Source organism: Lysinibacillus sp. FSL M8-0216 (assembly GCF_038595555.1).
Taxonomy (GTDB): Bacteria; Bacillota; Bacilli; order Bacillales_A; family Planococcaceae; genus Lysinibacillus; species Lysinibacillus fusiformis.
Window position 1 is genome coordinate 486527 of the sequence record NZ_CP152007.1, and the last position, 23689, is coordinate 510215.

24 protein-coding genes are annotated in these 23689 nt (G+C 37.7%); 15 read left to right on the top strand and 9 right to left on the bottom strand.

The window, feature by feature from the left end; all coding sequences use genetic code 11:
- Positions 1 to 253: 253 nt before the first annotated feature.
- The 3 genes from MKX57_RS02325 (at position 254) to MKX57_RS02335 (ending at position 3173) form a co-directional block, all read left to right on the top strand.
- Positions 254 to 1276 carry an ABC transporter substrate-binding protein gene (locus MKX57_RS02325; RefSeq protein ID WP_164908777.1) on the top strand — a complete coding sequence of 341 codons (1023 nt, stop codon included), beginning with the start codon at positions 254 to 256 and terminating at the stop codon, positions 1274 to 1276.
- 81 nt (positions 1277 to 1357) lie between these two features.
- The gene (locus MKX57_RS02330; RefSeq protein WP_008176042.1) at positions 1358 to 2386 is read left to right on the top strand and encodes an ABC transporter permease; all 1029 of its coding nucleotides are present in this window, start codon (positions 1358 to 1360) and stop codon (positions 2384 to 2386) included.
- Positions 2379 to 3173, top strand: coding sequence for an ABC transporter ATP-binding protein (locus MKX57_RS02335; RefSeq protein WP_239354130.1), 795 nt, complete (start codon positions 2379 to 2381; stop codon positions 3171 to 3173). Before MKX57_RS02330 ends, MKX57_RS02335 begins: the two co-directional genes overlap by 8 nt.
- A 219-nt stretch (positions 3174 to 3392) precedes the next feature.
- Here the strand turns inward: MKX57_RS02335 and ilvA are convergent, their stop codons facing one another.
- Positions 3393 to 4655 carry a threonine ammonia-lyase IlvA gene (ilvA, locus tag MKX57_RS02340; RefSeq protein WP_043990070.1) on the bottom strand — a complete coding sequence of 421 codons (1263 nt, stop codon included), beginning with the start codon at positions 4653 to 4655 and terminating at the stop codon, positions 3393 to 3395.
- A 338-nt stretch (positions 4656 to 4993) separates the two neighbouring features.
- Here ilvA and MKX57_RS02345 point away from each other — a divergent pair, with 338 nt between their 5' ends.
- Entirely contained in the window at positions 4994 to 5737 is a 744-nt protein-coding gene (locus tag MKX57_RS02345) for a TerC family protein (RefSeq protein WP_008176037.1), read from the top strand.
- 47 nt (positions 5738 to 5784) lie between these two features.
- Here MKX57_RS02345 and bshB2 read toward each other — a convergent pair whose 3' ends face one another.
- From bshB2 to thiD, 4 genes are all read right to left on the bottom strand, one after another.
- Positions 5785 to 6474, bottom strand: a complete 690-nt coding sequence (gene bshB2 / locus MKX57_RS02350; RefSeq protein WP_008176035.1) for a bacillithiol biosynthesis deacetylase BshB2 — start codon at positions 6472 to 6474, stop codon at positions 5785 to 5787.
- A 13-nt stretch (positions 6475 to 6487) separates the two neighbouring features.
- Positions 6488 to 6838, bottom strand: a complete 351-nt coding sequence (locus MKX57_RS02355) for a YojF family protein (RefSeq protein WP_089986037.1) — start codon at positions 6836 to 6838, stop codon at positions 6488 to 6490.
- Positions 6839 to 7463: 625 nt separating this feature from the next.
- Entirely contained in the window at positions 7464 to 7745 is a 282-nt protein-coding gene (locus MKX57_RS02360; protein ID WP_089986038.1) for a hypothetical protein, read from the bottom strand.
- 369 nt (positions 7746 to 8114) lie between these two features.
- Positions 8115 to 8945, bottom strand: coding sequence for a bifunctional hydroxymethylpyrimidine kinase/phosphomethylpyrimidine kinase (gene thiD / locus MKX57_RS02365; protein ID WP_090002926.1), 831 nt, complete (start codon positions 8943 to 8945; stop codon positions 8115 to 8117).
- A gap of 174 nt (positions 8946 to 9119) precedes the next feature.
- On the opposite strand from thiD, the gene MKX57_RS02370 reads away from it, so the two are divergent.
- From MKX57_RS02370 to MKX57_RS02390, 5 genes are all read left to right on the top strand, one after another.
- Positions 9120 to 9797 carry a uracil-DNA glycosylase gene (locus MKX57_RS02370; protein WP_008176027.1) on the top strand — a complete coding sequence of 226 codons (678 nt, stop codon included), beginning with the start codon at positions 9120 to 9122 and terminating at the stop codon, positions 9795 to 9797.
- A 75-nt stretch (positions 9798 to 9872) separates the two neighbouring features.
- Positions 9873 to 10052: a uracil-DNA glycosylase gene (locus MKX57_RS02375; protein WP_089986041.1), complete on the top strand. Its 180-nt coding sequence runs from the start codon at positions 9873 to 9875 to the stop codon at positions 10050 to 10052.
- Positions 10049 to 10318 carry a YwdI family protein gene (locus MKX57_RS02380; protein ID WP_008176024.1) on the top strand — a complete coding sequence of 90 codons (270 nt, stop codon included), beginning with the start codon at positions 10049 to 10051 and terminating at the stop codon, positions 10316 to 10318. The genes MKX57_RS02375 and MKX57_RS02380 overlap by 4 nt, the downstream gene beginning before the upstream one ends.
- 27 nt (positions 10319 to 10345) lie before the next feature.
- Positions 10346 to 10726, top strand: coding sequence for a DUF423 domain-containing protein (locus MKX57_RS02385; RefSeq protein WP_008176022.1), 381 nt, complete (start codon positions 10346 to 10348; stop codon positions 10724 to 10726).
- Between the two features lie 155 nt (positions 10727 to 10881).
- Positions 10882 to 12057 (top strand): amidohydrolase, encoded by a 1176-nt coding sequence (locus MKX57_RS02390; protein ID WP_090002927.1) that lies wholly within the window; start codon positions 10882 to 10884, stop codon positions 12055 to 12057.
- 83 nt (positions 12058 to 12140) lie between these two features.
- Here MKX57_RS02390 and gerQ read toward each other — a convergent pair whose 3' ends face one another.
- Both gerQ and MKX57_RS02400 read right to left on the bottom strand, forming a co-directional pair.
- Positions 12141 to 12476 (bottom strand): spore coat protein GerQ, encoded by a 336-nt coding sequence (gene gerQ, locus MKX57_RS02395; RefSeq protein ID WP_008176019.1) that lies wholly within the window; start codon positions 12474 to 12476, stop codon positions 12141 to 12143.
- 22 nt (positions 12477 to 12498) lie between these two features.
- Positions 12499 to 12924, bottom strand: a complete 426-nt coding sequence (locus MKX57_RS02400) for a cell wall hydrolase (protein WP_008176016.1) — start codon at positions 12922 to 12924, stop codon at positions 12499 to 12501.
- A gap of 246 nt (positions 12925 to 13170) precedes the next feature.
- On the opposite strand from MKX57_RS02400, the gene MKX57_RS02405 reads away from it, so the two are divergent.
- Positions 13171 to 13341 (top strand): hypothetical protein, encoded by a 171-nt coding sequence (locus MKX57_RS02405; RefSeq protein ID WP_008176015.1) that lies wholly within the window; start codon positions 13171 to 13173, stop codon positions 13339 to 13341.
- 160 nt (positions 13342 to 13501) lie between these two features.
- Positions 13502 to 13684: a hypothetical protein gene (locus MKX57_RS02410; protein WP_008176013.1), complete on the top strand. Its 183-nt coding sequence runs from the start codon at positions 13502 to 13504 to the stop codon at positions 13682 to 13684.
- 45 nt (positions 13685 to 13729) lie between these two features.
- Here MKX57_RS02410 and hemQ read toward each other — a convergent pair whose 3' ends face one another.
- On the bottom strand, positions 13730 to 14479 hold the full coding sequence (gene hemQ, locus MKX57_RS02415) for a hydrogen peroxide-dependent heme synthase (protein ID WP_089986044.1): 750 nt from the start codon (positions 14477 to 14479) through the stop codon (positions 13730 to 13732).
- Between the two features lie 155 nt (positions 14480 to 14634).
- Between hemQ and MKX57_RS02420 the strand changes: the two genes are divergently transcribed.
- The gene (locus MKX57_RS02420) at positions 14635 to 15471 is read left to right on the top strand and encodes a lipoate--protein ligase family protein (RefSeq protein WP_089986045.1); all 837 of its coding nucleotides are present in this window, start codon (positions 14635 to 14637) and stop codon (positions 15469 to 15471) included.
- Between the two features lie 38 nt (positions 15472 to 15509).
- Here MKX57_RS02420 and MKX57_RS02425 read toward each other — a convergent pair whose 3' ends face one another.
- A complete protein-coding gene (locus MKX57_RS02425) occupies positions 15510 to 16160 on the bottom strand; it encodes an RsfA family transcriptional regulator (RefSeq protein WP_025115432.1) in 651 nt (216 codons plus the stop codon).
- 236 nt (positions 16161 to 16396) lie between these two features.
- Here MKX57_RS02425 and MKX57_RS02430 point away from each other — a divergent pair, with 236 nt between their 5' ends.
- From MKX57_RS02430 to MKX57_RS02440, 3 genes are all read left to right on the top strand, one after another.
- Positions 16397 to 16624, top strand: coding sequence for a DUF1450 domain-containing protein (locus tag MKX57_RS02430; protein WP_008179127.1), 228 nt, complete (start codon positions 16397 to 16399; stop codon positions 16622 to 16624).
- Between the two features lie 182 nt (positions 16625 to 16806).
- Entirely contained in the window at positions 16807 to 18114 is a 1308-nt protein-coding gene (locus MKX57_RS02435) for an HD domain-containing protein (RefSeq protein ID WP_008179126.1), read from the top strand.
- 372 nt (positions 18115 to 18486) lie between these two features.
- Positions 18487 to 23655 carry a collagen binding domain-containing protein gene (locus MKX57_RS02440; RefSeq protein ID WP_342550722.1) on the top strand — a complete coding sequence of 1723 codons (5169 nt, stop codon included), beginning with the start codon at positions 18487 to 18489 and terminating at the stop codon, positions 23653 to 23655.
- Positions 23656 to 23689: the final 34 nt, after the last annotated feature.

The following is a 23689-nucleotide window of genomic DNA, read 5'->3' on the forward strand; positions in this document are numbered from 1 at the left end:
ACTAAATTCGCAAAATTGTCATAAATATTTTTTACTATTTTTTAAAAAGGAATCCAATAACGTAAATAGCGTAGTTTAGCGGTTTAAAGCGCCAAATTAAATGAAATGCTAAATTTTTTTGTGAAATATAAAAGTCAGAACATTCATAATGTTGTTGACGGAGCTCAATAATAACGATAATATAGCGATACATTCACACTTTGTTTGGATAAAGTGTGGTAGATATTCGAGAACTTAATCGGGGGGATTAATGGTGAAGAGCAATGTCAAAAAGCTTTCATTCCTACTCTTTGGATTAGTATTACTACTTGCTGCTTGTGGTAGTGGTGGGACTAGTTCAACAGAATCAAAAGGGAACGAAACGAATAACGCAAGTGACAGCGGGAACACAGATGATAAAACATATAAAATCGGAATTACGCAAATTGTAGAGCACCCTTCTTTAAATGCAGCGACGGAAGGCTTTAAAAAGGCGATTGAAGATGCAGGTTTAAAAGTTGAGTATGATCCACAAATCGCACAAGGCGATAATAGTCTTAACACAACGATTGCTAACAATCTAGTAAGTGCAAACGTAGATTTAATATTTGCTAACTCTACACCTTCTGCACAGGCCGCGGCAACAGCAACAAGTGATATTCCAATTATCTTTACTTCTGTAACAGATGCTGTAGGTGCTCAGCTCATAGAATCGATGGAGAAGCCAGGGAAAAATGTTACAGGTACTATCGATTTACATCCTGAAACGATTTCTAAAACGGTTGCATTTTTAAAAGAGCTAGGTGCTAAAAACATTGGTATGGTCTACAACGCTGGTGAGCAAAACTCTGTAGCACAGGTGAAGGAAGTAAAAAAAGTAATGGCTGAGCAAGGTCTTGAGGTTAAAGAGGCTTCAGCTGCAACTTCTGCAGAGGTAAAACAAGCAACTGAATCTTTAATCGGTAAAGTCGATGCACTCTATATTATTACGGACAATACAGTAGTCTCTGCTTTAGAGTCTGTCATCGATGTAGCAAATGCCAATAAATTGCCTTTAATAGTAGGGGAGCTTGACTCTGTGGCGCGAGGCGGTTTAGCTGCGTATGGTTTTGAATATTCCGACATTGGGTATGAGGCTGGGCAAATGGCAGTGAAAATTTTAAAAGGTGAAGCAACACCTGCTGAAACGCCAGCGCAATATCCACAAAATCTAAAGCTATTAATTAATAAAAAAGTAGCAGATGATTTAGGGATTGAAATTAAAGATTCTTGGGGTGCAGAACTTCTAGAAAAATAACTTGAAGCGGGGGAACTATCCCCGCTTTATCTTCATTTACCAGCAGTAGAATAATAAAGAGATTTAGGAGATGATTCAACGATGTTTTTAGCATTATTTGGCGCAGTGGAGCAAGGAATCATCTATGCAATTATGGCACTTGGTGTGTATTTAACATTTCGGGTGTTAGATTTTCCGGATTTAACGGTTGATGGAAGCTTTGTAACAGGGGCAGCGACAGCAGCAACGATGGTTTTGCTTGGCTACCACCCAATCTTAGCGACTTTAGTGGCAATTGTTGCTGGATTTATTGCTGGATGTATGACAGGAATCCTTCACACAAAAGGGAAGATAAACCCACTATTATCAGGGATTTTAATGATGATTGCCTTATATTCGATTAACCTACGGATCATGGGGTTAACTGCAGAAAATACGATAGGTCGTCCAAATATTCCATTACTAAACTCTGAAACGATATTTTCAAAGTTTCAAGCGTTTTGGAGTAATTTAGGGATAGATGATGCTCTCAACAGCCTATTAAAAGGTATGGGGATTCAGCAAGTACCAGGTACTTGGAGTGTACTAATTGTCATTGTAATTATTACAATTTTAATAAAATTAGTGGCAGATTGGTTCTTAAAAACAGAGGTTGGGCTTGCTATTCGGGCTACTGGTGATAATAAACGAATGATTCGCAGCTTCTCAGCCAATACAGATACACTCATTATTTTAGGGCTAGGACTTTCCAACGCACTTGTCGCATTTTCTGGAGCTTTAATCGCACAATATTCGAAGTTTGCTGATGTAAGTATGGGAATTGGTATGATTGTGATCGGGCTTGCATCTGTCATTATCGGGGAAGCTATTTTTGGTACAAAGACCATTATTCGTACCACTTTTGCAGTCATCGCTGGAGCTATTATTTATCGTATTATTTTAGCTTTAGCTTTACGTGTAGACTTCCTGGATTCAGGAGATATGAAATTAATTACAGCTATCATTGTCATTTTGGCGTTGATCTTGCCTCAATTTATTAACAAACGTAAGGAACGTAAACGTAAGGCTAAACGGGCTGCTGAACTTACGCAAATCAAACAAGTAGAGCAAGGAGGAAAAGGCCTTGCTTAAATTACACGGTATAAATAAGGTGTTCAATGAAGGGACACCGGATGAAAAGATCGCTCTAGCAGAAATTAACCTACATTTAAAGCCTGGTGATTTTGTTACTATTATTGGGAGTAATGGGGCAGGTAAATCAACGATGATGAATATGATTTCTGGCGCCCTAACACCAGATTTCGGCACGGTTTCGATTGATGGTAACAATGTTACTCATTTGCCTGAGTATAAGCGCTCGCAATTTATAGGTCGTGTTTTCCAGGATCCAATGGCGGGGACAGCACCTGCTATGACGATTGAGGAGAATTTAGCACTAGCCTATTCCCGTAATAAGAGTAGAGGATTGCGAAGAGGTGTAGACAAAAAACGTCGTGAGTTTTTTATTGAATCGTTAGAGATGCTTGGATTAAATTTAGAAAACCGACTTTCTGCAAAGGTTGGCTTACTTTCCGGAGGGGAACGTCAAGCTTTGTCTCTGTTAATGGCCACTTTTACAAAACCATCTATATTATTGTTAGATGAGCATACGGCTGCGCTTGATCCATCACGTGCTGAATTGATCACCCGTATTACAAAGTATTTAGTAGAAAAAGATCAGTTAACGACATTGATGGTTACACATAATATGCAACAAGCTTTAGATTTAGGGAATCGCCTAATTATGATGGATAAAGGTCAAATTATTTTAGAAGTTGCGGAAGATCGTAAGCATGAATTAACGATACCTGATTTAATGGCTGAATTTGAACGCATTCGTGGTGAGAAAATGAATTCGGACCGTGCTTTATTAGGATAAAGGTATATCGTTCATACATTCGTATGAGTGTCAGACTATAGGCAAACTCAATGACATTTGGGTTTGCCTATAGTTTTTTCATTTACAATGATGTGAGGGTCGAGCTGCCTCCCTTGCTCCGTTCATCTATATAAATGGTTGAGAAAGATGCTGTTGAGGTGACTCTCAAATATTTAAACATAGAAAAAGCCTCACTTGATAAAAGTGAGACTCTTTCATTTACACGAGTAGGCCAAATAGCTGAATATCATTGTTAACTTCTTTGTATTTGAAGCCAAATTCGTTCATTCTCGCTAGTAACCCCTCGTAATCTGATCGATCACCAAGCTCGATGCCGACTAGAGCAGGACCGCTTTCTTTATTGTTTTTCTTAGTATATTCAAAGGTTGTAATATCATCATTAGGTCCTAGCACGCTAGTTAGGAATTGACGAAGAGCACCTGCCCGTTGGGGGAAGCTGACGATGAAGTAGTAAAGTAAGCCTTCATGAATAAGAGACTTTTCTTTAATTTCCTGCATACGTCCAATATCGTTATTCCCACCACTGATGATAACGACAACAGACTTTCCTTTGATTTCTTCTTTATAAAAATCAAGAGCTGCAACTGACAATGCACCAGCAGGCTCAGCAATAATCGCATGTTTATTGTACAAATCTAAAATGGTTGTACATACTTTTCCCTCAGGTACAAGAATAATGTCGTCTAAATAACGGCGACAAACATCATAAGTATGATGACCGACACACTTTACGGCAGCTCCATCGACGAATTTGTCAATCCAATCAAGAGCAACTGTGCCACCTTCAGCAAAAGCAGCCTTCATACTGCCAGCACCTGCAGGCTCTACACCAATAATTTTGCTAGATGGGGAAAGGTTTTTAATATAGGCAGAAACACCAGACATTAAGCCACCACCACCGATACTGCCAAATACGTAGTCGATTGGCTCTTCCATATCATTCATGATTTCTACCGCCACAGTTCCTTGCCCAGCAATAACATCGAAATCATCAAATGGGTGAATGAAGATTTTTCCTTGTTCTTCACAGAAACTTAGTGCACTTTCAGCAGAGTCATCGAACGTGTCACCCGCTAAAATAATCTCCACATACTCACGACCAAACATACGCACTTGGTCTATTTTTTGCTTCGGTGTAGTTTGAGGCATAAAAATGCTAGCTTGGATTTTTAATTGGGCACAGGCATAAGCTACACCTTGTGCGTGGTTGCCTGCGCTGGCACAAACAACGCCAACATTGCGCGCTTCATCCTCGATTTTTTTGATTTTATAATAGGCGCCACGAAGCTTGAATGAGCGTACATGTTGTAAATCCTCACGTTTAAAATAAATATTTGCGCCATATTTTTCTGATAAATAGTCGTTTCTTTGTAGAGGTGTATGCACAACTACGTCTTTTAAAAAATGGTGTGCAATGAGGACATTCTCCACTTGCACGGTTCTAGTATCAGCAACTTCCATAGTATTCATCCTCCGTTTTACGTTTAAAACATTTATCTATGATAGCACACTTTTTGTGCTTTTTGGACTTAATTTTTAGTAAATTCTAAATTTTCCGTGTCTATTTTATAATGTAAGCGTTTTATCTTTATTTACCTTACTTTTTGTATGGAAAATGAAGCGTTAAACATAGGTAAGCCCCACTTTTATGGACCATTTCCAGGTGTAAAGGAAATCGTTTTTTTTAGAGGCCTAGCCGCGATTATACGGAGGCATCATTGATCAAAAAAATACAACTTTCATATCAAAATGGGTCAAGCATATACTAGATTAGCTTAGGACAAGTGGGAGGGTAAGCAGTGGAAATCATTCAAGGAATTCTATCTACATATAGCCAATTTTTCGATTGGGCAATGTGGCAGGAAGTATTAGTGGATCCTGTATCATGGGGACTAATATTTTCATTAATTATTATAGAAGGATTGTTGTCAGCAGATAATGCACTTGTATTAGCAGTACTTGTCAAACATTTGCCAGATAAGCAACGAAAACGAGCTTTAATGTATGGGATGCTAGGAGCTTATTTTTTCAGATTTTTATTTATTGGAATAGGAGTTTATCTTGTAGAGTTTTGGTTTATTAAAGTGTTAGGTGCGTTGTATTTAGGATGGCTCTGTATCGCTCATTTCCTTCAACTTGGAAATGAGGATAGTGTGAAGGTGGTAAAAAAATCAGGATTGATGGTTCGTTTCTTTGGGACCTTTTGGGCAACGGTTATTTCCGTAGAGCTGATGGATATTGCTTTTTCCATTGATTCAATATTTGCCGCCTTTGCTATTTCAGATCAAGTATGGGTGCTTCTAATTGGAGGTATGTTAGGAATCCTAATGATGAGGACAATAGCGGGTGTATTTTTAATTATGATCGAAAAAATTCCTGAGCTAGAAGCGACTGCTTTCATCATTATTGGGGTTATAGGGTTAAAAATGTTAGTAAGTGTTGTTAATATTCATATACCTCATTATTTTTTCTTCCTGTTTTTATTGATTGCCTTTTCGATCACGTTTATCGTGCATAAACTAAATAAAGTAAAATCTACCTAATTAAAAGAGGCTCTGTTCTCCAATCATGAGAGGACAGAACCTTTTATTTATTTTACATATTTATCAGGATCAACAATGTAGAATCTTTCAACATTTAGCCAGCTTTCGCTCATCGGTTCTCCATCATCAATGCGTTTTTCTGTTTCTTGCATCATCCAACCAGTTTGTGATGCGTGTGCCTGTAATGCTTGTAATTTATCCATTCGCATTTCGCGAATATCATAGACCACATGAGGCTCACCATTTTTTTCAATAGTATCGTTTGCGAAGGCACAGCCAAATACTTGCGGACGTGCAGCCTTAGGCATACGACGTACAGCCTCAACGACAGCACGCGCGGTTGCTTCATGGTCTGGATGTACCGCAAAACCAGGTAAGAACGTAATAATTAATGAAGGCATTAGCTCTTCAATTAAACCTTCTACCAGCTTTACCATCTTCTCATCGTCTTCAAATTCGATTGTTTTATCACGAAGACCCATCATACGTAAATCTTGAATACCCATTGCTTCTGCGGCTGCAATTAATTCTTTACGACGTATTTCTGGTAATGATTCGCGTGTAGCAAACGGGGGATTACCTAAATTACGGCCCATTTCACCTAATGTTAAGCAGGCATATGTAACAGGTGTATTCATTTTTTTTGTATAGTAGGCAGTCGTGCCAGCTACTGAAAAAGCCTCATCATCTGGGTGAGGGTACACAATTAAAATATGACGTTGTGGTTGTAAATTCAAAGAGTCGTCCCCCTTAGTAAGTAAATGGCGCTTCACTTATTTCAAGTGCAATCGCCAATTTTCCAGAGTAATCTAAACCAGCCATTAATAAACGGCCTAAATCATCTAATTCATAATGAGTAATGCCTTGCGCATAAACCCAGCCATGAGGTAATTTTAACCCAACACGATGAGGTGTCTTGTCTACAACTTTAGCAAGTTCATAATTAATTTTTGCGTTGCGTATAAAGGCACCTGCATTAAAGAACTTTTCATCATAGTGTGCTGCATAAGATCCGTTTGTCGTCTCAAGATGAATATAAACGTCTTTGTTGGCGAAAGAATTTAGTAATTCTTGCAACGTCTCTACTTGTACTTCTTGCATCTTAACACTCCTCTCGATCATTTCTCCTTTAAGTATAGTAAAAAAAATTAGCAAAGGGAAATTGATTGCTTCATACGTACAAATTAATGAGTTGTAAAACTTATACCTTCACATAAGGCCACCAAGATTTTTAAGAGCTTCATTGCCACGACTACTCAAAATCTTTGTCTTCCGACAGAGGCTTATCCAGATTCATCCACTACCTTCTAGAGTAGGCAATCTTCTACTAAATCATGGAAGGGTGAATCATTAACTATTAATCTATGACGACTTTCCGAGCAATATTCTTGAAAAAATTATTGTAATGTATCAATATAAGGGGTGTGAAAATATATGTACAAAATGTGTCATTTTGTATACGGTTTCACACCTGAAAAGATATTGTAACCATAGCTTCTTCCAAAATCGTGTGTAGACAGCACTAAATGCTGAAGGATGGTAAAACTAGGTGAAAACGAATTCTATCTTGGTACAATAGATGACGTTCCTCCAGCATCTTACATCGTGCTTTGTGTAAAAGGGAGAAGAATGAAGCTCATTATCATAGTATAATAAAAAACCGCGTTTCTCTTTATGACGGAGAAGCGCGGTTTTTTATTAAGTTTATGGATAGGCTATGTATTTTTTAGTATCGATTAAGCTTTCTTTCGATTGTTTCTAAACGATTATTGACACTTTGCAATTGTTTAAACATTTGTCTCATATAAAGATTTTGATCTTCATTTTTGGTCTTTTTTTCTTGTGCTAGTTCCTCTTCCTCCTGGAGTGCCATTATTGTGGCGAGGGTGGACAATGAGTAGCCGAGTGTTAAGACAATGGAAGCTAGTACTTCTACTTTTGAAGAGGTTATTTCTCCAGCTAATAAACCTGATTCCTCAGTTAAGTCCTCTGCCTTTTGTTTTTTCATCTTTTCCCCTCCCATCTAAAGCTAATATATGGGGGATGAAGTCCTAACGTATCTTGTCCATTTTTTTATCTTTATTCAGCGGGATTTCTAGAAATTAACGCATTATTTGTATGTAATATTTAGGTATTAAACTCATTTTTTGACTCAGGATGATAGGGATAATTTTTGAGGGAGCGTGGATGTAACATGATTGAGGTGACTACGATAGTAACCTTCGTAGTATTAAATGAAAACAAGAAACCTCTGTTGATTCCCCCCTTGTGCAGGAATAGAGGAGTGGCTCTGGGCAAACTTATATTCATGACTGATCCATTGGATGATATGTAAAAGAGGGATGTCTCCATAATCTTAGAGACATCCCTTTCAATGTTAAATTTCAGTGACTGTTATTTGTGGAGCACCAAAGCGGGATTTTGCTCCATGCATGACGGGACCAACATAGTCGTTAAGAGCCCAACCATGTGCAATGGCTGCGGATACAAACTCTTTTGCTTCAATAACAGAATCCATAACAGACAATCCATTTGCGAGATTTGCAGTAATAGAAGCTGCAAAAGTGCAGCCTGCACCGTGGTTATTAGTGGAAGCAACTTTTTCGGATTCTAATAAGTAAAATGCTTCTCCATCGAAGAATAGGTCTGTTGCTTTTTCTGTAGCTAATGCTTTTCCACCTTTAATGACTACAGCCTTAGCCCCAAGCTCGTGGATTTTTCGTGCGGCTGTTTTCATCTCATCAATCGTTTTGGGCGTACCTGTCCCAGCCAATTGGCCAGCTTCAAAAAGATTAGGTGTTGTGACTGCTGCTAATGGTAGAAGATGTTGTATCATAGCATCTGTGTTGCCAGGGTTTAGGACTTCATCGTCCCCTTTACAAACCATCACAGGATCAATGACAACGTTTGTCGTCCCTGATTTTGCAATAGCCTCTCCAGCAAGACGAATAATCTCTTCCGTAGATAGCATGCCTGTTTTAATAGCATCAATTCCTGTTGAAAGGGCAGTATCAATTTGTTTTTGTAGAAGTTCAGTTGGTAATGGTGTGACATTATGTGTCCAACCATTTGGGTCCATTGTTACGACAACTGTTAAAGCCACCATACCGTATGTACCGTGCTCTTGAAATGTTTTAAGATCGGCCTGCATACCTGCGCCGCCGGATGTATCAGAACCAGCAATTGTTAATGTTTTTTTTAGAGTCATGAAAAGATCTCCTTTATTGTTAAGAGTGTTAAAATTACCATTTAGTATAGTCTTATTCTGATTCTATAAAAATAGTCAGAATTTGATATTTTTATATGGTCAGTTTGTGCTGAGACTTGAATTCATGGATGATTTTTTGTACCGTTGTAAGAAAAGAAAGGGGCTTAAAGGACGATGAAACAAGTATTCCCGAATGATTGGCAAGAAATACTTGCAGCAGAGTTAGAAAAACCATACTATCACACATTACGTCAATTTATTGCTAATGAATATTCAACGCACACTATTTATCCTCCTATGCAGGATGTAATGAATGCATTTTATACAACAGCATATCAACATGTGAAGGTCATTATTTTAGGACAAGACCCATATCATGGCCCTAATCAAGCGCATGGGTTAAGCTTTTCTGTCAAGCCAGGTATTCCCCATCCACCTAGCTTACGAAATATGCTACAAGAGCTACAAGATGATCTCGGCTGTTCAATTCCTAAAGATGGAACTTTGACGAAGTGGGCAGAACAAGGTGTTATGCTTTTGAACACAGTTCTTACCGTGCGAGCTGGACAGGCAAATTCCCATAAAGATCAAGGTTGGGAGCAGTTCACTGATGCGGTTATCGATAAGCTAGCTGCAAGAGAGGAACCACTTATTTTTGTACTGTGGGGTAAGCCTGCGCAACGAAAAAAACAGTTGATACGCAAATATGACACGCCACATGTCATATTAGAAGCACCACATCCTAGCCCATTAAGTGCTTATCGAGGATTCTTTGGGAGTAAACCTTATTCAAAGATTAATCAACAATTAGTAGAATGGGGTAAACAACCAATTGATTGGTGTTTAGCATAGATTGGCACAAATCGTTTACTTTATACACTACATAAATCGTGATACAGTTAAGATAGATGAAAGAGAGGGACAACGATGAAGACGAATTGTTTTCAATGTCATTTTTTTAAAGTAACCTGGGACCCTCAGACTCCACGTGCCTGTGTCGCATATGGCTTTAAAACAAAACAAATTCCATCCGTTGTCGTGAAACAATCCTCAGGTATGGAATGTTTAAAATTTGTACCAAAAGTAGAAAGTAGGAGAATGCAATGATTCCTTATCAAGCCGTTATACAACAACTTGAAAAACAACTATCTGGTGCAAAAAATGCAGGGAATGATCAGCAGATCCGCGAAGCTCTTACAGCAATTCGAGCATTATGTGATGTGGTGTTAGATTCTCCTAGTAATACGCCATCTATCACAACACCTTCTAAGCATTTACCACAAATGCTTGTATCAGAGATGAAGCCATCTAGTTTATCTACATCCAAAATTGAAGAAGATGGAGCCAATGGTGATTCAATTTTTGATTTTTAATCAATATTAAAGGTAGGGTAACGCGCAATGAAAAAATTTATCGTGACAGGGGCTCTCCATGGCCTATTAGCAGTAGCCTTTGGTGCATTTGGTGCACACGCTTTAAAGGAAATTTTAGATGATTATAGTCAAGGTATTTGGGAGACGGCTGTTCAATATCAAATGTTCCATGCTACTGGTTTGTTAGTAATCGGACTATTAATGAGTTCTAAATTATTTGGTGAAGTGAAGCAATTGAATTTGGCAGGAATTTTCTTTAATTTTGGGATTGTCTTCTTTTCTGGTAGCTTATACGTATTAGCGATTAGTGGTATTAAAGTATTGGGCGCGATTACACCAATTGGTGGTGTACTATTTTTAATTGGATGGATACTTATTATTTTATCGGCTTTAAAACATGCTCGTTAATTTAAAATTAGGACTCTCTTACATGATTTGTAGGAGGGTTTTTTCTTTATTTTGTAAGATTACGATTTAAATCCTATTCTTTTTGTAAGAATTTATAGTACACTACTACTATTACTTGCAATATTTCGAAAATACAAAAAGAGAGGTTGTGTAGGATGGAAAAGCTATTTACTTTAATAGATGAGAATTATGAAGAGATGGTAGGGATTCGTCGTCACTTGCACGAATATCCTGAATTATCCTTTGAAGAAGTGGAGACACCAGCCTATATAGCTGCCTATCATAAAGAATTGGGTCATGAGGTTCGTGAAGGGGTAGGTGGAAGAGGTGTAGTTGCCGTGCTACGTGGTGCAAGGCCAGGAAAAACAGTGGCGTTACGGGCTGATTTTGATGCATTAGCGATCCAGGAGGAAAATGATTTACCTTATAAATCAAAGGTCGCGGGTAAAATGCATGCTTGCGGGCATGATGGTCATACAGCAACATTACTAGGATTAGCTAAGGCACTCAATAAAATGAAATCTGAAATCACAGGAAATATTATATTTATTCATCAGCACGCTGAAGAGGTGGCACCAGGTGGGGCCAAGTCGATGATAGAGGATGGGTGTTTAGATGGTGTAGATGTTATTTTTGGTACACATCTCTGGGCTCCCACTCCGATAGGGGAAATTTTAGTGAAAGACGGCGCCATTATGGCAGCTGCAGACAAAGTAGAAATTGCTATTCAAGGGAAGGGTGGCCATGGTGCCGAACCACATCACTCCATTGATGCAGTTACTCTTGCCTCGCAGTTTGTAATCAGCGCACAACAACTTATCTCAAGACGTATTGATCCATTAAAGTCAGCCGTTTTAACAATTGGTCATTTCGAGGCAATTAATCCGTTTAATGTGATTGCTGATCGTGTTAAATTGGCAGGCACAATTCGCACCTTTGAGGAAGATGTGCGCACACAGATGGAGCAGGAGCTAGAAGCCGTTCTAAACGCCACTTGTCTAGCCTTTGGAGCAAGCTATGAATACCGTTATACAAGAGGTTATCCACCTGTGTATAACCATCAGAAGGAAACGGAGTTTGTAGCACAGTTAGCGTCAACTGTCCCAGGTGTAGAGCAAGTGAAAACTTGTCCACCGTTTATGGTTGGAGAGGATTTTGCATATTATTTAGAAAAAGTACCTGGTACATTCTTCTTCACAGGTGCGAAAAGTCCAGAATGGGAAACAGCTTATCCACATCATCACGCGCGCTTTAATTTTGATGAACGTGCAATGCTAATAGCTGCTAAAACTTTAGGAAAAGCTACATTGGAATATTTAAAAGAATATTAATCTAGCGCAAGTTAAAAATCCGCATACTCTCATCGACTGTTGTCAGTGAGAGTATTGCGGATTTTTAAGATACAATATAGCGATTATGGATTTTGATTAAAATAAGCCATTTCTTCATCATATTCAGCAAAATCGAAGTAAATCATTGGGAATAAGAAGCGATGATTGGATTTAAGTTCACGAATGATAACATGATCTCGTCCAGCAGCCTCTACTACACCACGCACAGTTTTTGTGTTTTTGCCTTGTTCCACTGCATGCTCAAAAGAAAAATGGAAGGTAGCTGGTTTTCCGCGATTCAACCGTAAAATATTTTCTATATAGGACTCTTCGCGGCCTGGTGGTCGTCCGGTCGGGATTGTGACTGGAGGAGGAGTCATTTGTTGTTGCGTTGTTGGTGTCCAATAATAAGGCATCATCAATAATCAACCTACTTTCTTTTTAAATTTGAGGACAATCTTCTTCAGTTGGCGAGAAGAAGCAATGAGATTTGTATCTGCCTGTATTCCATTGGCCATACCATTGTGCAGGACAATCGCCCGCCGGCATGAAAAACCACAAGGAACGGTTAGCTGGATGAAATCTTTCGCCTTGAATCACCCTTTTGGCTAACCGGATATCTTGATCACGTGCTCGTTGATAAAAATAACTTTTTTGAGTTGCTTCAAAGCCACCTGGACGCTGATAAACCATCTGTTCAATTGTTCGAATATCACCAAAATCTAAACAATCACCCCTTACACGATTAACGCCAACATTCCCAACCATCAGCATGCCTAACTCACCTTCGCCTTCTGCCTCGGCACGCATAAGCCTTGCTAGCAGGGCTGTCTGGGCATCATTCGTCTTAATAACAGCGATTTTCATACCTCCTCGCTGTCAGTATATGCATGATGGTATTGTAGACATGTTCAATTTTGTGAAGAAAGAAATTCACACAACAAAGGTACTACGCATATAGTAATAATAACGACAAGTCCGTAAAAAATAATCTAAAAGCCATTCATATTAGATAACGTTTATGAAAAATTGGGTAAATAGAAAAAGGTATAAATAGGGGAATAGGAGATCAATAAATTGCATGTGTAGGCCGTACATGTGAGGTGATTACTTATGGAAATAGGGGTATGGTTTGGGATATTACTAAGTGCGGTGCTGGCCTTTTTACTAGGGGAGTATTATGGACAGCCGCTCCATTGGTATCTATTTATTTTAATAATAGTGATTGGTTTTTTTATTCAAACGATCATCTTAATTTTAAAAGTAAAGGACGAAAGCTCTTGAGGAAATATGAAAAAAAGTAAATTCAATGATTAAGGAAGTGTCATCGCAGAGGGATGGCACTTTTTTATTTTATAGATAATTTTGCTTAGCCAGTATAGTAACGATATTCAGAGACATACTAAGGTTGAATTTATTTTTGCTTTCATGAAGGAGCGTTACAATGCGTATTTTTAGTATGTTTGTAGCAATAATTATTAGTGCCTTTATGGCAGTCGGGATAGCAGAATACTATCATCAGCCGTATAATTGGTATTTGGTCTTTCTGATGATTCTTACCGGATTTTTTATTCATACAATCATCTTAATATTTGAAGCTGAGAATGCGGAAGAAAACGAAATTTAAAAAATGCGAGTCCTCACTAGGGACCCGCATTTTTTAATGTACGTATTAAACCGTTAAGAATGTAACTAATTTATCGTTATCAAGTAGATTTCCGACGAAGAATGCACCAAACTCACCATAGCGAGCAGATACTTCATCAAAGCGCATTTCATACACTAATTTTTTGAATTGTAAAACGTCATCAGCAAATAATGTAACGCCCCACTCGTGATCATCAAAGCCAACAGAGCCTGTAATAATTTGCTTTACTTTACCAGCATAACCGCGACCAATCATACCATGAGAACGCATTAATGATTTACGCTCATCCATTGATAGCATGTACCAGTTATCATTCCCTTGACGGCGTTTATCCATAGGGTAGAAGCACACATATTTAGAACGAGGAAGCTCAGGGTATAGACGTGCACGTACATGTGGATTTTGGTATGGATCTTCATTTGATTCACCAGCTAAATAGTTTGAAAGCTCAACAACAGATACATAAGAGTATGTAGGAATTGTAAAATCAGCAATGGCTAATTTATTAAATTCTGCTTCAAGCTCTTGTAGCTCATCCATTGTTTCACGCAATGTCATAATCATAAAGTCAGCCTTTTGACCAACGATTGCATAGAAGGCATGAGCACCTGTTTTAGCGAGATCTGCTTCATTTAATTTCTCTAAATAAGCAAGAAATTCTTCTACTGCTGCTTGACGTTCTTCAGCAGAAACGAGCTTCCATGAAGCCCAATCAATTGAGCGAAAATCATGTAAAGCGTACCATCCATCTAACGTAATTGCTGCTTCATTCATTATTGAAAACACTCCTTTATAAGTGAATACTATTCAAAATTAGTTTATCATAGTTTGTGCAAAATCCCTAAGTTCATGAATGGTTTTCACGAATTTGACACCAACTTTAGATGATGTATGCTAAAGAGAAGAGATGGAATTAGAGGAGTACCAATATGAAAAGTATTTTACAGCAGCCAAATTGGCGTTATTATGATCAATCAATTAGCGCAAAGCAGCGATCTCCGTTAGAATCCTTTGCAACCGATGATACGTTGTGCCAGCTAGTTGGACAATTAGTATCACCACCAACTGTTCGGACATGGGTTCACGAGGCATCTGTTGTGCTTGGCATCCAAGATCATCGTTTACCATATGTACAGCAGGGAATGGATTTACTGAAATCGAGAGGTTATCAACCTATCGTTCGGAATTCAGGTGGATTAGCTGTTGTCCTTGATGAAGGGGTTCTAAACATTTCCATTGTATTATCTGAGCAAATGAATTCTTTAAGCATAAATGATGGCTATGATGTGATGGTCGACCTCGTCAAAGGTTTATTTCCAGAGGTGGCTGAGAAGATTGAAGCCTATGAAATAGTAGGCTCATATTGCCCCGGTTCGTATGATCTAAGTATTGAAGGGAAAAAGTTTGCAGGGATTTCACAAAGGCGTTTACGCCAAGGTGTAGCTGTACAAATCTATTTATGTATAGAAGGTAGCGGCTCACAGCGTGCTGCCCTTATTCGAGATTTTTACGAGGAAAGCTTACAGCAGGAAGAGACGAAATTTACTTATCCACAAATCGTTCCTGAAGTCATGGCATCATTATCGGAGCTTGTCGATCCACATTTAACAGTAGAGGCAGTCGTTATTCGTCTACAGCAATACCTTCATCACTTAGGTGGAAATGTACATCCAGAATCTTTTCATGACGAAGAATTAACATTATACGGTTTCTATTTAAAGCGTGTTTTTGAGCGTAATGCCAAAATGCTAGAACGACATGAATAGAGACTACTATGAACACACATAAAAAAAAGGCGATGCTGCTAATTAAGCGCATCGCCATTTTCAGGCTGGAAATTAGAACTACTTACTACGAGATTTCCGTTTTTCTCCATTTTAAAAACTGGTGCAACACGTTCTTCCTCTTCATCTAATGTAACAAGTCGTCTAGCACGATTCATAATTTGAACGAATTGTTCGTAATCTTTGCGGATTGCTCGGTTTTCTTCTTCGAGCTTTGTAATTGTTTTCTCTAGTTTTTTATTTTTCTCTGATGTTACATGAACAAGTTGTCTCCATTTTGAAGATTCATTGCCTACTTCACCAGAATGCTGTAAACGTAGTAAATAAGCTATAACAATATCAAGAGAAAGAGCAGATAGCGGAATTGATTTTCCTTCTGCTGCACTACTATTTACTGTAAACATACTAGAAGTGCGACGTCTTGCAGGAGCTCCTAACACTCGCATTCTTTCTTTTCTTTCTTTTTTAGCCTCTGCTAATTGTTCTTCATATTCTTTCCGAACAACAGCATTCCAACGGAAACCACAGGCTGCAGCCGTACGATTTAACGCATCACCAGCTTCTTCAAAAGCGTTTAGCTGTGTGCTTCCCTCCGTTACGTGACGAATGACCGCCTCTGCTAATAATTCATCATTTTCTTCTAACCAAGCATCTTGTCTGATTTTACTCATATTAAAAACCTCCACCTTTTTTGGAACTTATTATTTAAGACTAGCATGACCAATCTTTTAACCTTTTATTCATCCATGTGAAAGGAATTATGCTTGAATAGAAGGGGAAAAGTACGATACAATACCCGTTGTAGGTTTGTACGTATGCTGCATACTTAAATATGTGAAGGTCATACGTTCCATAGAGCGAGCGGTTTTTGTTTGAAAAATACTATATAGAAAGGGTTGTTGACAAGATGGCAAACGAGTTTAAAGTTTGCGATGAATGTCAGGCCGTTAACTTAAAAACGTTAATTCCAAAATTAAAGGAAATCGATCCTGATGCAACCATCGAAATTGGCTGTCATTCTTATTGTGGTCCAGGACGCAAAAAAACATTTACCTTCGTAAATAGCCGCCCTGTTGCTGCGTTAACAGAAGAAGAACTAATGGAAAAGGTTTTAACAAAATTAAAGAATAAGTAAAACAAAAAGCTGTCTCTACTTGGTTGGAGAAAGCTTTTTGTTCATTTATTCAATAGAAATTTAGAATAATTGTGAATAGATTGAAAAAGGTTGTTAGTATCTATAGAAAAAAGTGAATAAGTATGCTAGTCCTAGATTTATCGCATATAATAGAACTATAACAAAATGGGGGTGCTATACAAATGACATATGCAAACGCTAAATTACAAGAAGAAAAGGTATTTAAAGACCCTGTTCACCGTTATGTACATGTTCGAGACCAAGTGATATGGGATTTAGTAGGTACAAGAGAATTTCAGCGTTTACGTAGAATTCGTCAGCTTGGTACCACATTTTTAGTCTTTCATGGGGCGGAACACAGCCGCTTTAGCCATTCGCTTGGTGTTTATGAAATAGTACGCCGTATAGTGGATGATATCTTTGTTGGTCGTCCAGATTGGGATGAGGGTGAACGACTTTTAGTGCTATGTGCGGCACTCCTACATGATTTAGGACATGGGCCATTCTCACATGCATTTGAAAATGTCTTTGAGCTGGATCATGAATATTATACGAGAGAAATTTTATTGGGTGATACGGAAGTCAATGCTGTGTTGAAAAAAGTGGCAGCTGATTTTCCTGAAAAGGTATCACAAGTAATCGAAAAGACATATCCAAACAAACAAGTCATTAGCTTAATTTCAAGCCAAATTGATGCGGATCGTATGGATTATCTACAACGTGATGCTTATTTTACTGGCGTTAGTTATGGTCACTTTGATATGGAGCGGATTTTAAGAGTAATGCGTCCTCGAAAAAACCAAGTGGTCATAAAAGCTACTGGTATGCATGCAGTAGAAGATTATATTATGAGTCGCTATCAAATGTACTTACAAATTTACTTCCATCCTGTGTCACGAAGTGCAGAGGTGATTTTAAATAAAATTTTAAAACGAGTAAAACAATTGAGCTTGGAAGGCTATATATTTAAGCATGAACCTACACACTTCCTAGCATTTTTCCGTAACGCAATTACGCTCGAGGATTATCTTGCCTTAGATGAGAGTATTCTTTTTACATATTTTCAACTATGGATGCAAGAGGAAGATACTATTCTAAGTGATTTAAGTCGTCGCTTTGTTAATCGTAAGCTATTCCAATACATTGATTTAGATCCAGGAGTAGAGCTTGATAAATATCAAAAACTACAGGAACTTTTCAAAGAGGCAGACTTGAACCCAGACTATTATCTTGTTCATGATACAACGGCAGATCTGCCGTATGATTTTTACAGACCTGGTGAAGAGGAAGTGCGCGTGCCGATTTTCCTAGAAATGAAAAATGGTGAACTACGTGAGCTTTCACGTGAATCAATTATTGTTGATTCCATTTCAGGTCGGATGAAGCGTGACCATAAAATATATTTTCCTTTAGATTTTTTAGAAGATGATTCAACGCATTCAACCATTAAACAGAGAATATTAACTTTGTTGAGAAGAGACGGTAAATAAAATATGAAATAGAAAGCAGTAAACACGTTCAAAGGAGCGATGTTTACTGTTTTTTTTGTATGTTTAGATGATTGTTTAGAATCTGTTCAGTGCTTGTAGTTATAATGTATCAAAAATGATGAAAGGTGGTGATGTATGTTGTTTTATACGTCGCAAAAGTAATGCATCTAAAATGAAATACAGGAAAGTCTATAATTTGTTAATTCCTATGTCCTATGTTAGGATACAATTTGGCTTTTATTCACAAGAATGACAAGTTAATTTCAGGGAGGAGAGACACCATTGTTTGTGGCAGGCTTTAACTGAAAATGAAAGAAAGCTATCGTCGTAGTAAACAATCAAGCTCTCTATCTATTAGAAAAGAGGAGTGTCATGAGAAAAAAATTGAACATTGCTATGCTGACCATGTTGTTAGTGTTCCAAACACTACTCAGCCCACTGTCAGTATTTGCATCTGAAGACCTTTCGACACCACCAGTCGTGAATGACAATGGTTCGGATGATGAAATGGAAAAAAATCCATCTACACCAGTGAGCGATGACACAGATTTTTCAGAAGATAACATAGGTGAAGAAGAGCTTTCTACAACACCGCAAGAAAATGAAAACAAGGAGCAAGATCCTGAGGGCCAAGCTCCTGAAGAAGAAAAAGTGGATGATGAACCCGCTAAAACATTGCCAGTGGATAATTCACCATTGGTTCCTCAAGAAATTCCAGCTTCACTATTATCATTTGTAATGAAAATAGGTGAAAAAACAGTTGGAGCAGGTGAATTTGGTACAGAGTTAGATCCAAATACAACAGCTAATTTCACGGTTAAATTTTCCGTGCCAATGCAAGATAGTCAAGCAGAAGCTTGGGGAGACGGGAGTTGGTTTGAATTCCAATTGCCGCAGTCGTTAATTGATTTTGACGGGGCATTCGCCGGTAGCAAAACAGTAAACGGTATCACATATAATTATGTAACTACGGATAATAAAGTTCGTGTAGAGTTAAGTGGTATGGAGCCCGGCTCAGGAAGCTCTCAACCAGAGGATTTAACCATTACATTCAATTCTGGTTTTAATAACCTTTCTGACGACATTGAGCAGGATCTGGAAATTCCTGCAGCCACAGGCGGTAGTGAGATAATTAAAGTTAAATTTACTTTTTTACCTTCAACGAGCCACAAAAAGGTAAGTAAGGAGAAACTAGGGACTCCTACACCTGCAGCAAATGGTAACCATGAGATGGAATGGCAGGTATGGGTTAATGAAGCAGGTAAATTATTAAGTAATCCAACTTTAACAGACGAGCCAACATCACATGAAATTATGGCTAATTCCGTAAATGTTTATCAATATGAGGTCGGTCTTAATGGTGTGAGAACAAGTACAGAAAACATTGTTCTGACAAATGGTAGTTGGAGCGATATTGAAAGTACGCTGACTGGTAAGTATGCCTATAAAATTACGTATAAAACGTCTGTAACATTAGAGGCGGATAAACGTGATGGTGTAGTTAACTTTAATAACAAGGTACTATTTACTAATGATGGACAAATAGAATCTTCTAATACGGCAACGCACACCATTACGTATGGAAAAGCGCTAGATAAAAAGTTAGATAAAAATACAAACTACGAAACAAAGTGGCATATTGATTACAATCATAATTTGTTAAGTATCGATCAAACTGATGCATATGTTATAGATACAATTAAAGGTCCTCACGAAATCCATGCATCAAGCATTAAGGTTTATAAAATGAATGATGCAGCTGGCAATGTGGCGACAACAGTTTCGGAAGCTAATAGAGTAACAAATGGATTTACTATTAATCCTACAACTGGAAATGCTAAAAGCTTTACATTAACCTTTGATAACGATATTTCAGATGCCTATACAATTGTGTATGATGCGAAATATAGTAAACAGGATTTTTATGAACATGAAGCAGGGCCGTTTAATAATAGTGTGACAAGCGGTTCAGGTAAAGAGAAGAATATAAACTATGTACTTACTGAAAACCTATTACAAAAATCATATACAGTTGATTTTGATAAAAAAGTAATTACATGGACAATCAACATTGTATCTGATAATCCAACTAAACCAATTAACAACCTAACACTAACAGATACATTTACAGCCGGTGCTGCAGATGGGGTGCATGAGTTAATAGATAACACTGTAAAGCTTAATGGTATAGCAACTTCTTATACTCTAATTGCCGGAGATAAGAAAAAAGGCTTTACAATTTCAGGTATTAACGTACCAGCAGGTAGTACATCAACTATCACTTATCAAACGAGCTTCGCAATTGGTGATGAGGGTACTGTACAAAAGCAAGGGTATGGAAATACAGCTGCTACAGAGTGGACAAGTGGCGGTAAATTATATGAAAAATCAGCTTCTGCGAGCTATATTCCACAATCAACTACTGTTAATAATGGCAGTAAATCGGGAACGTTCAACTACTCCACGCAGCAATTTACATGGGATGTAAAAGTGAATATCAATAAAAAGGATATTAATGGAGCTATTTTAATTGATACAGTTGGTGTGGGACATAAGTATTTACCGGGAACAATTGAAGTGTTACCTTTAACTAATTTAGGTGGTAGTGATACAGGCGGAACTATTGGTACTACACCGATTGACTCGAATAATTACACAATTTCAGCGGAAACAGATAAAGGCTTTACATTAACATTCAGTGATTCCTTATCAGGAGACATAAACTACCAAGCATATGTTGTTCGTTATAACACAATGGATGACGATCATATTTTAGGTATTGGTTCTGATACGTCTACTGATAGAGGGAATGTATATACGAATGATGCCACATTTAAAACAAAAGGTACGCAAGAATTTACGCTGGAATCAACGCCAGTAAAAATTGATGAGAATGTAGCGAACAATTTAGTGACAAAAAATAAACCACAACAAAACGCGAGTAAAGAAACAATTACTTGGACATTGGATGTGAATAAATCTCATTCTGATTTAGGTCAAAATGTCATCTTAACAGATTTACCAGGTAATAATTTAATGTTATTGGAAAGTAGTATTCTATTAGCACCATACACAGTATCTAAAACAGGTATTCAAAATGGATCTACCTGGAAAACACCTCTGCAATTAGGGGTAACTGTCAAGTTTGATACTCAAGGTGGCTTTAGCCTCGAATTCCCTGATTTAAATCGAAAAGGGTATCAAGTACAGTATAAAACAATAGGCTTTGGCCAAATCGGTGATGCATTAGAAAATACAGCAACATTGCATTATACGGGGCAAACAAAGGCTAATCAAAAAACTGAGAGTGACTATAAGGGTAAATTTAGCTTTAGTAGCTCTGAATCAGATTTTTCGTCAACACGAGGCAGTGCCAAATTCAAAAAAATTGGCATCGATTCAGCTACAGGTCAATTTAAAGAAAATTTAGCTGGTGTTGAATTCCAACTAATTAAAAAAACTGCAAAACCAAATGAATATATCATACAAACAGCTACTACAGATGCAAATGGTGAATTCACATTTGAAAATGTGCCGTACAATGACTATCTCATCCGTGAAGTAGCACCACCAACTGGTTATACTAAAATGTCTGATTTTAAATTTAAGTTAGATGAAAACACGACACTAAATAAGCAGCCAGACTTAATAACAAAAATTGTCAATACGACACCAATAGTTGGTGGTAGTTGTACACAATTCGAAATAGCAATTAAGGATATTGATGGTCATTCCATTACTACAGGTACAGTTACATTAAAGGATCCCAATGGTACAGAAACAGCACCGTACAAAGTAACAAATGGCAAAGTGACATTACCTAATTATTTTACTGCTGGTGAGTATACAGTAACTCATTCAGTTGAAGGTGAATTAGGAAAGGTAACAGTGAAATATGATGGTGGATGTAAAGCTGTAGTTCAACCAGTGCCAAAATGTGAAAACTACACAATTGTAGTGAAAGATGGTCAAGGTAATATTCGTACAAATATTTTAGAATTAACATTAAAACAAGGGACTACAGTAGTGACAAAGGTATCTCCTGACGCAGTAGGTAAGTTTATTGTTCATTCAAATGATCCTATTACTGGTGTAAAACCAGGTGAATACACAATATACGAGGGTAACCAATTTTTGGGTACAGTTACACTGACATACAAGAAAAACTGTGGTTATGAATTTACAATTATACAAGCACCAAAATGTGAAACGTTCGAACTAACGGTCAAAGATGTTGATGGAAAATTAATAGAAGATAAAACGAAAGTAACGATTAAAGATTTAGATGGCAAAACGGTAGCTACTGAAGAAACAAAAGACGGTAAAGTAGAATTAAAAGATTTAGAGCCAGGTGTTTATAGTGTATTTGATAAGGATGGCAATAAAATTGGGGAATTCTCCAGCAATATTAATTGCCAAGCAGAAGTTCAACAAACACCAGCCTGCGAGCGCTTTACAGTAGAGTTAAAGGATGAAAATAATGTCCTAATTAAGGCGGGGAAAGACGTTGTTATTAAAGATAAACAAGGTAACGTTATTTCAACAGTTCTAGAAGCGGATGGTAGTATGACATTTGTTTCTAAAGATGTACCCGCAGGTAAGTATGACGTTTATGACAATAAAGTTTATTTAGGAGAAATTGTAGTTTCTTACAAACAAATTTGTAAAGTAGACTTATCAATTGCCCCTGCGTGTCCAAACTTTACATTAACGATTAACAATATGTATGGTCAGCCTCGTGAAGGTGTCAAAGTAACATTCACAGATGAAGCTGGTGTAGTAATAGAAGAGAATGGTTCAACAGAATTTACAACAAATAATATAGGTCAAATTACTATAAGTAATTCATTAATTAGGCCTGGTAAATATATTGTCAAAGAGAATGGTATTACAATCCTTGGTACAGTAACAGTAGGTAATACGTGTGAGGCTAAAATTCAGCCTACACCACCTGTAACAAATCCAACTGATCCTGATAATCCCACATCAGAGCCAGGGCAGCCGGTTGATCCAAACAAACCAAATCCAGATCCAGAGAAGCCGATTGATCCAAACAAACCAAATCCGGATCCAGAGAAGCCAGTTGATCCAAACAAACCAAATCCGGATCCTGGGAAACCAGTTGGTCCTAATAAACCAAATCCAGATCCAAACAAACCAGTTGAACCAAATAAACCAAAACCAGATACTAACAAACCTACAACTCCTGGTAATGGTGGCACATCAGTACAAAATGTTATTGATCAAGGGAAACAATTACCACCGTATAATCCATCAAACGTAACTAAAGATACGTTGGATGCTTATAAAGATTTCCTGAAAAAATATAGTAAACTATCAAAAGATGAGCAGACTGAGGTGGCTCAAGCTATTGATATTAATAAAATCAAAGCGGATGCAGAGCGCTTAGAAGCACAGCTAAGAGCACAAGGTAAATTACCACAAACAGATGGAGCCAATCAAACAGCTCTTGTATTTGTTGGCTTACTTCTTGTAGCTGGGTCAATATGGTTCATGCGTCGCCGTACAACAGAGATATAATCAAAAAAGCGCCATCTTTTAGGGATGGCGCTTT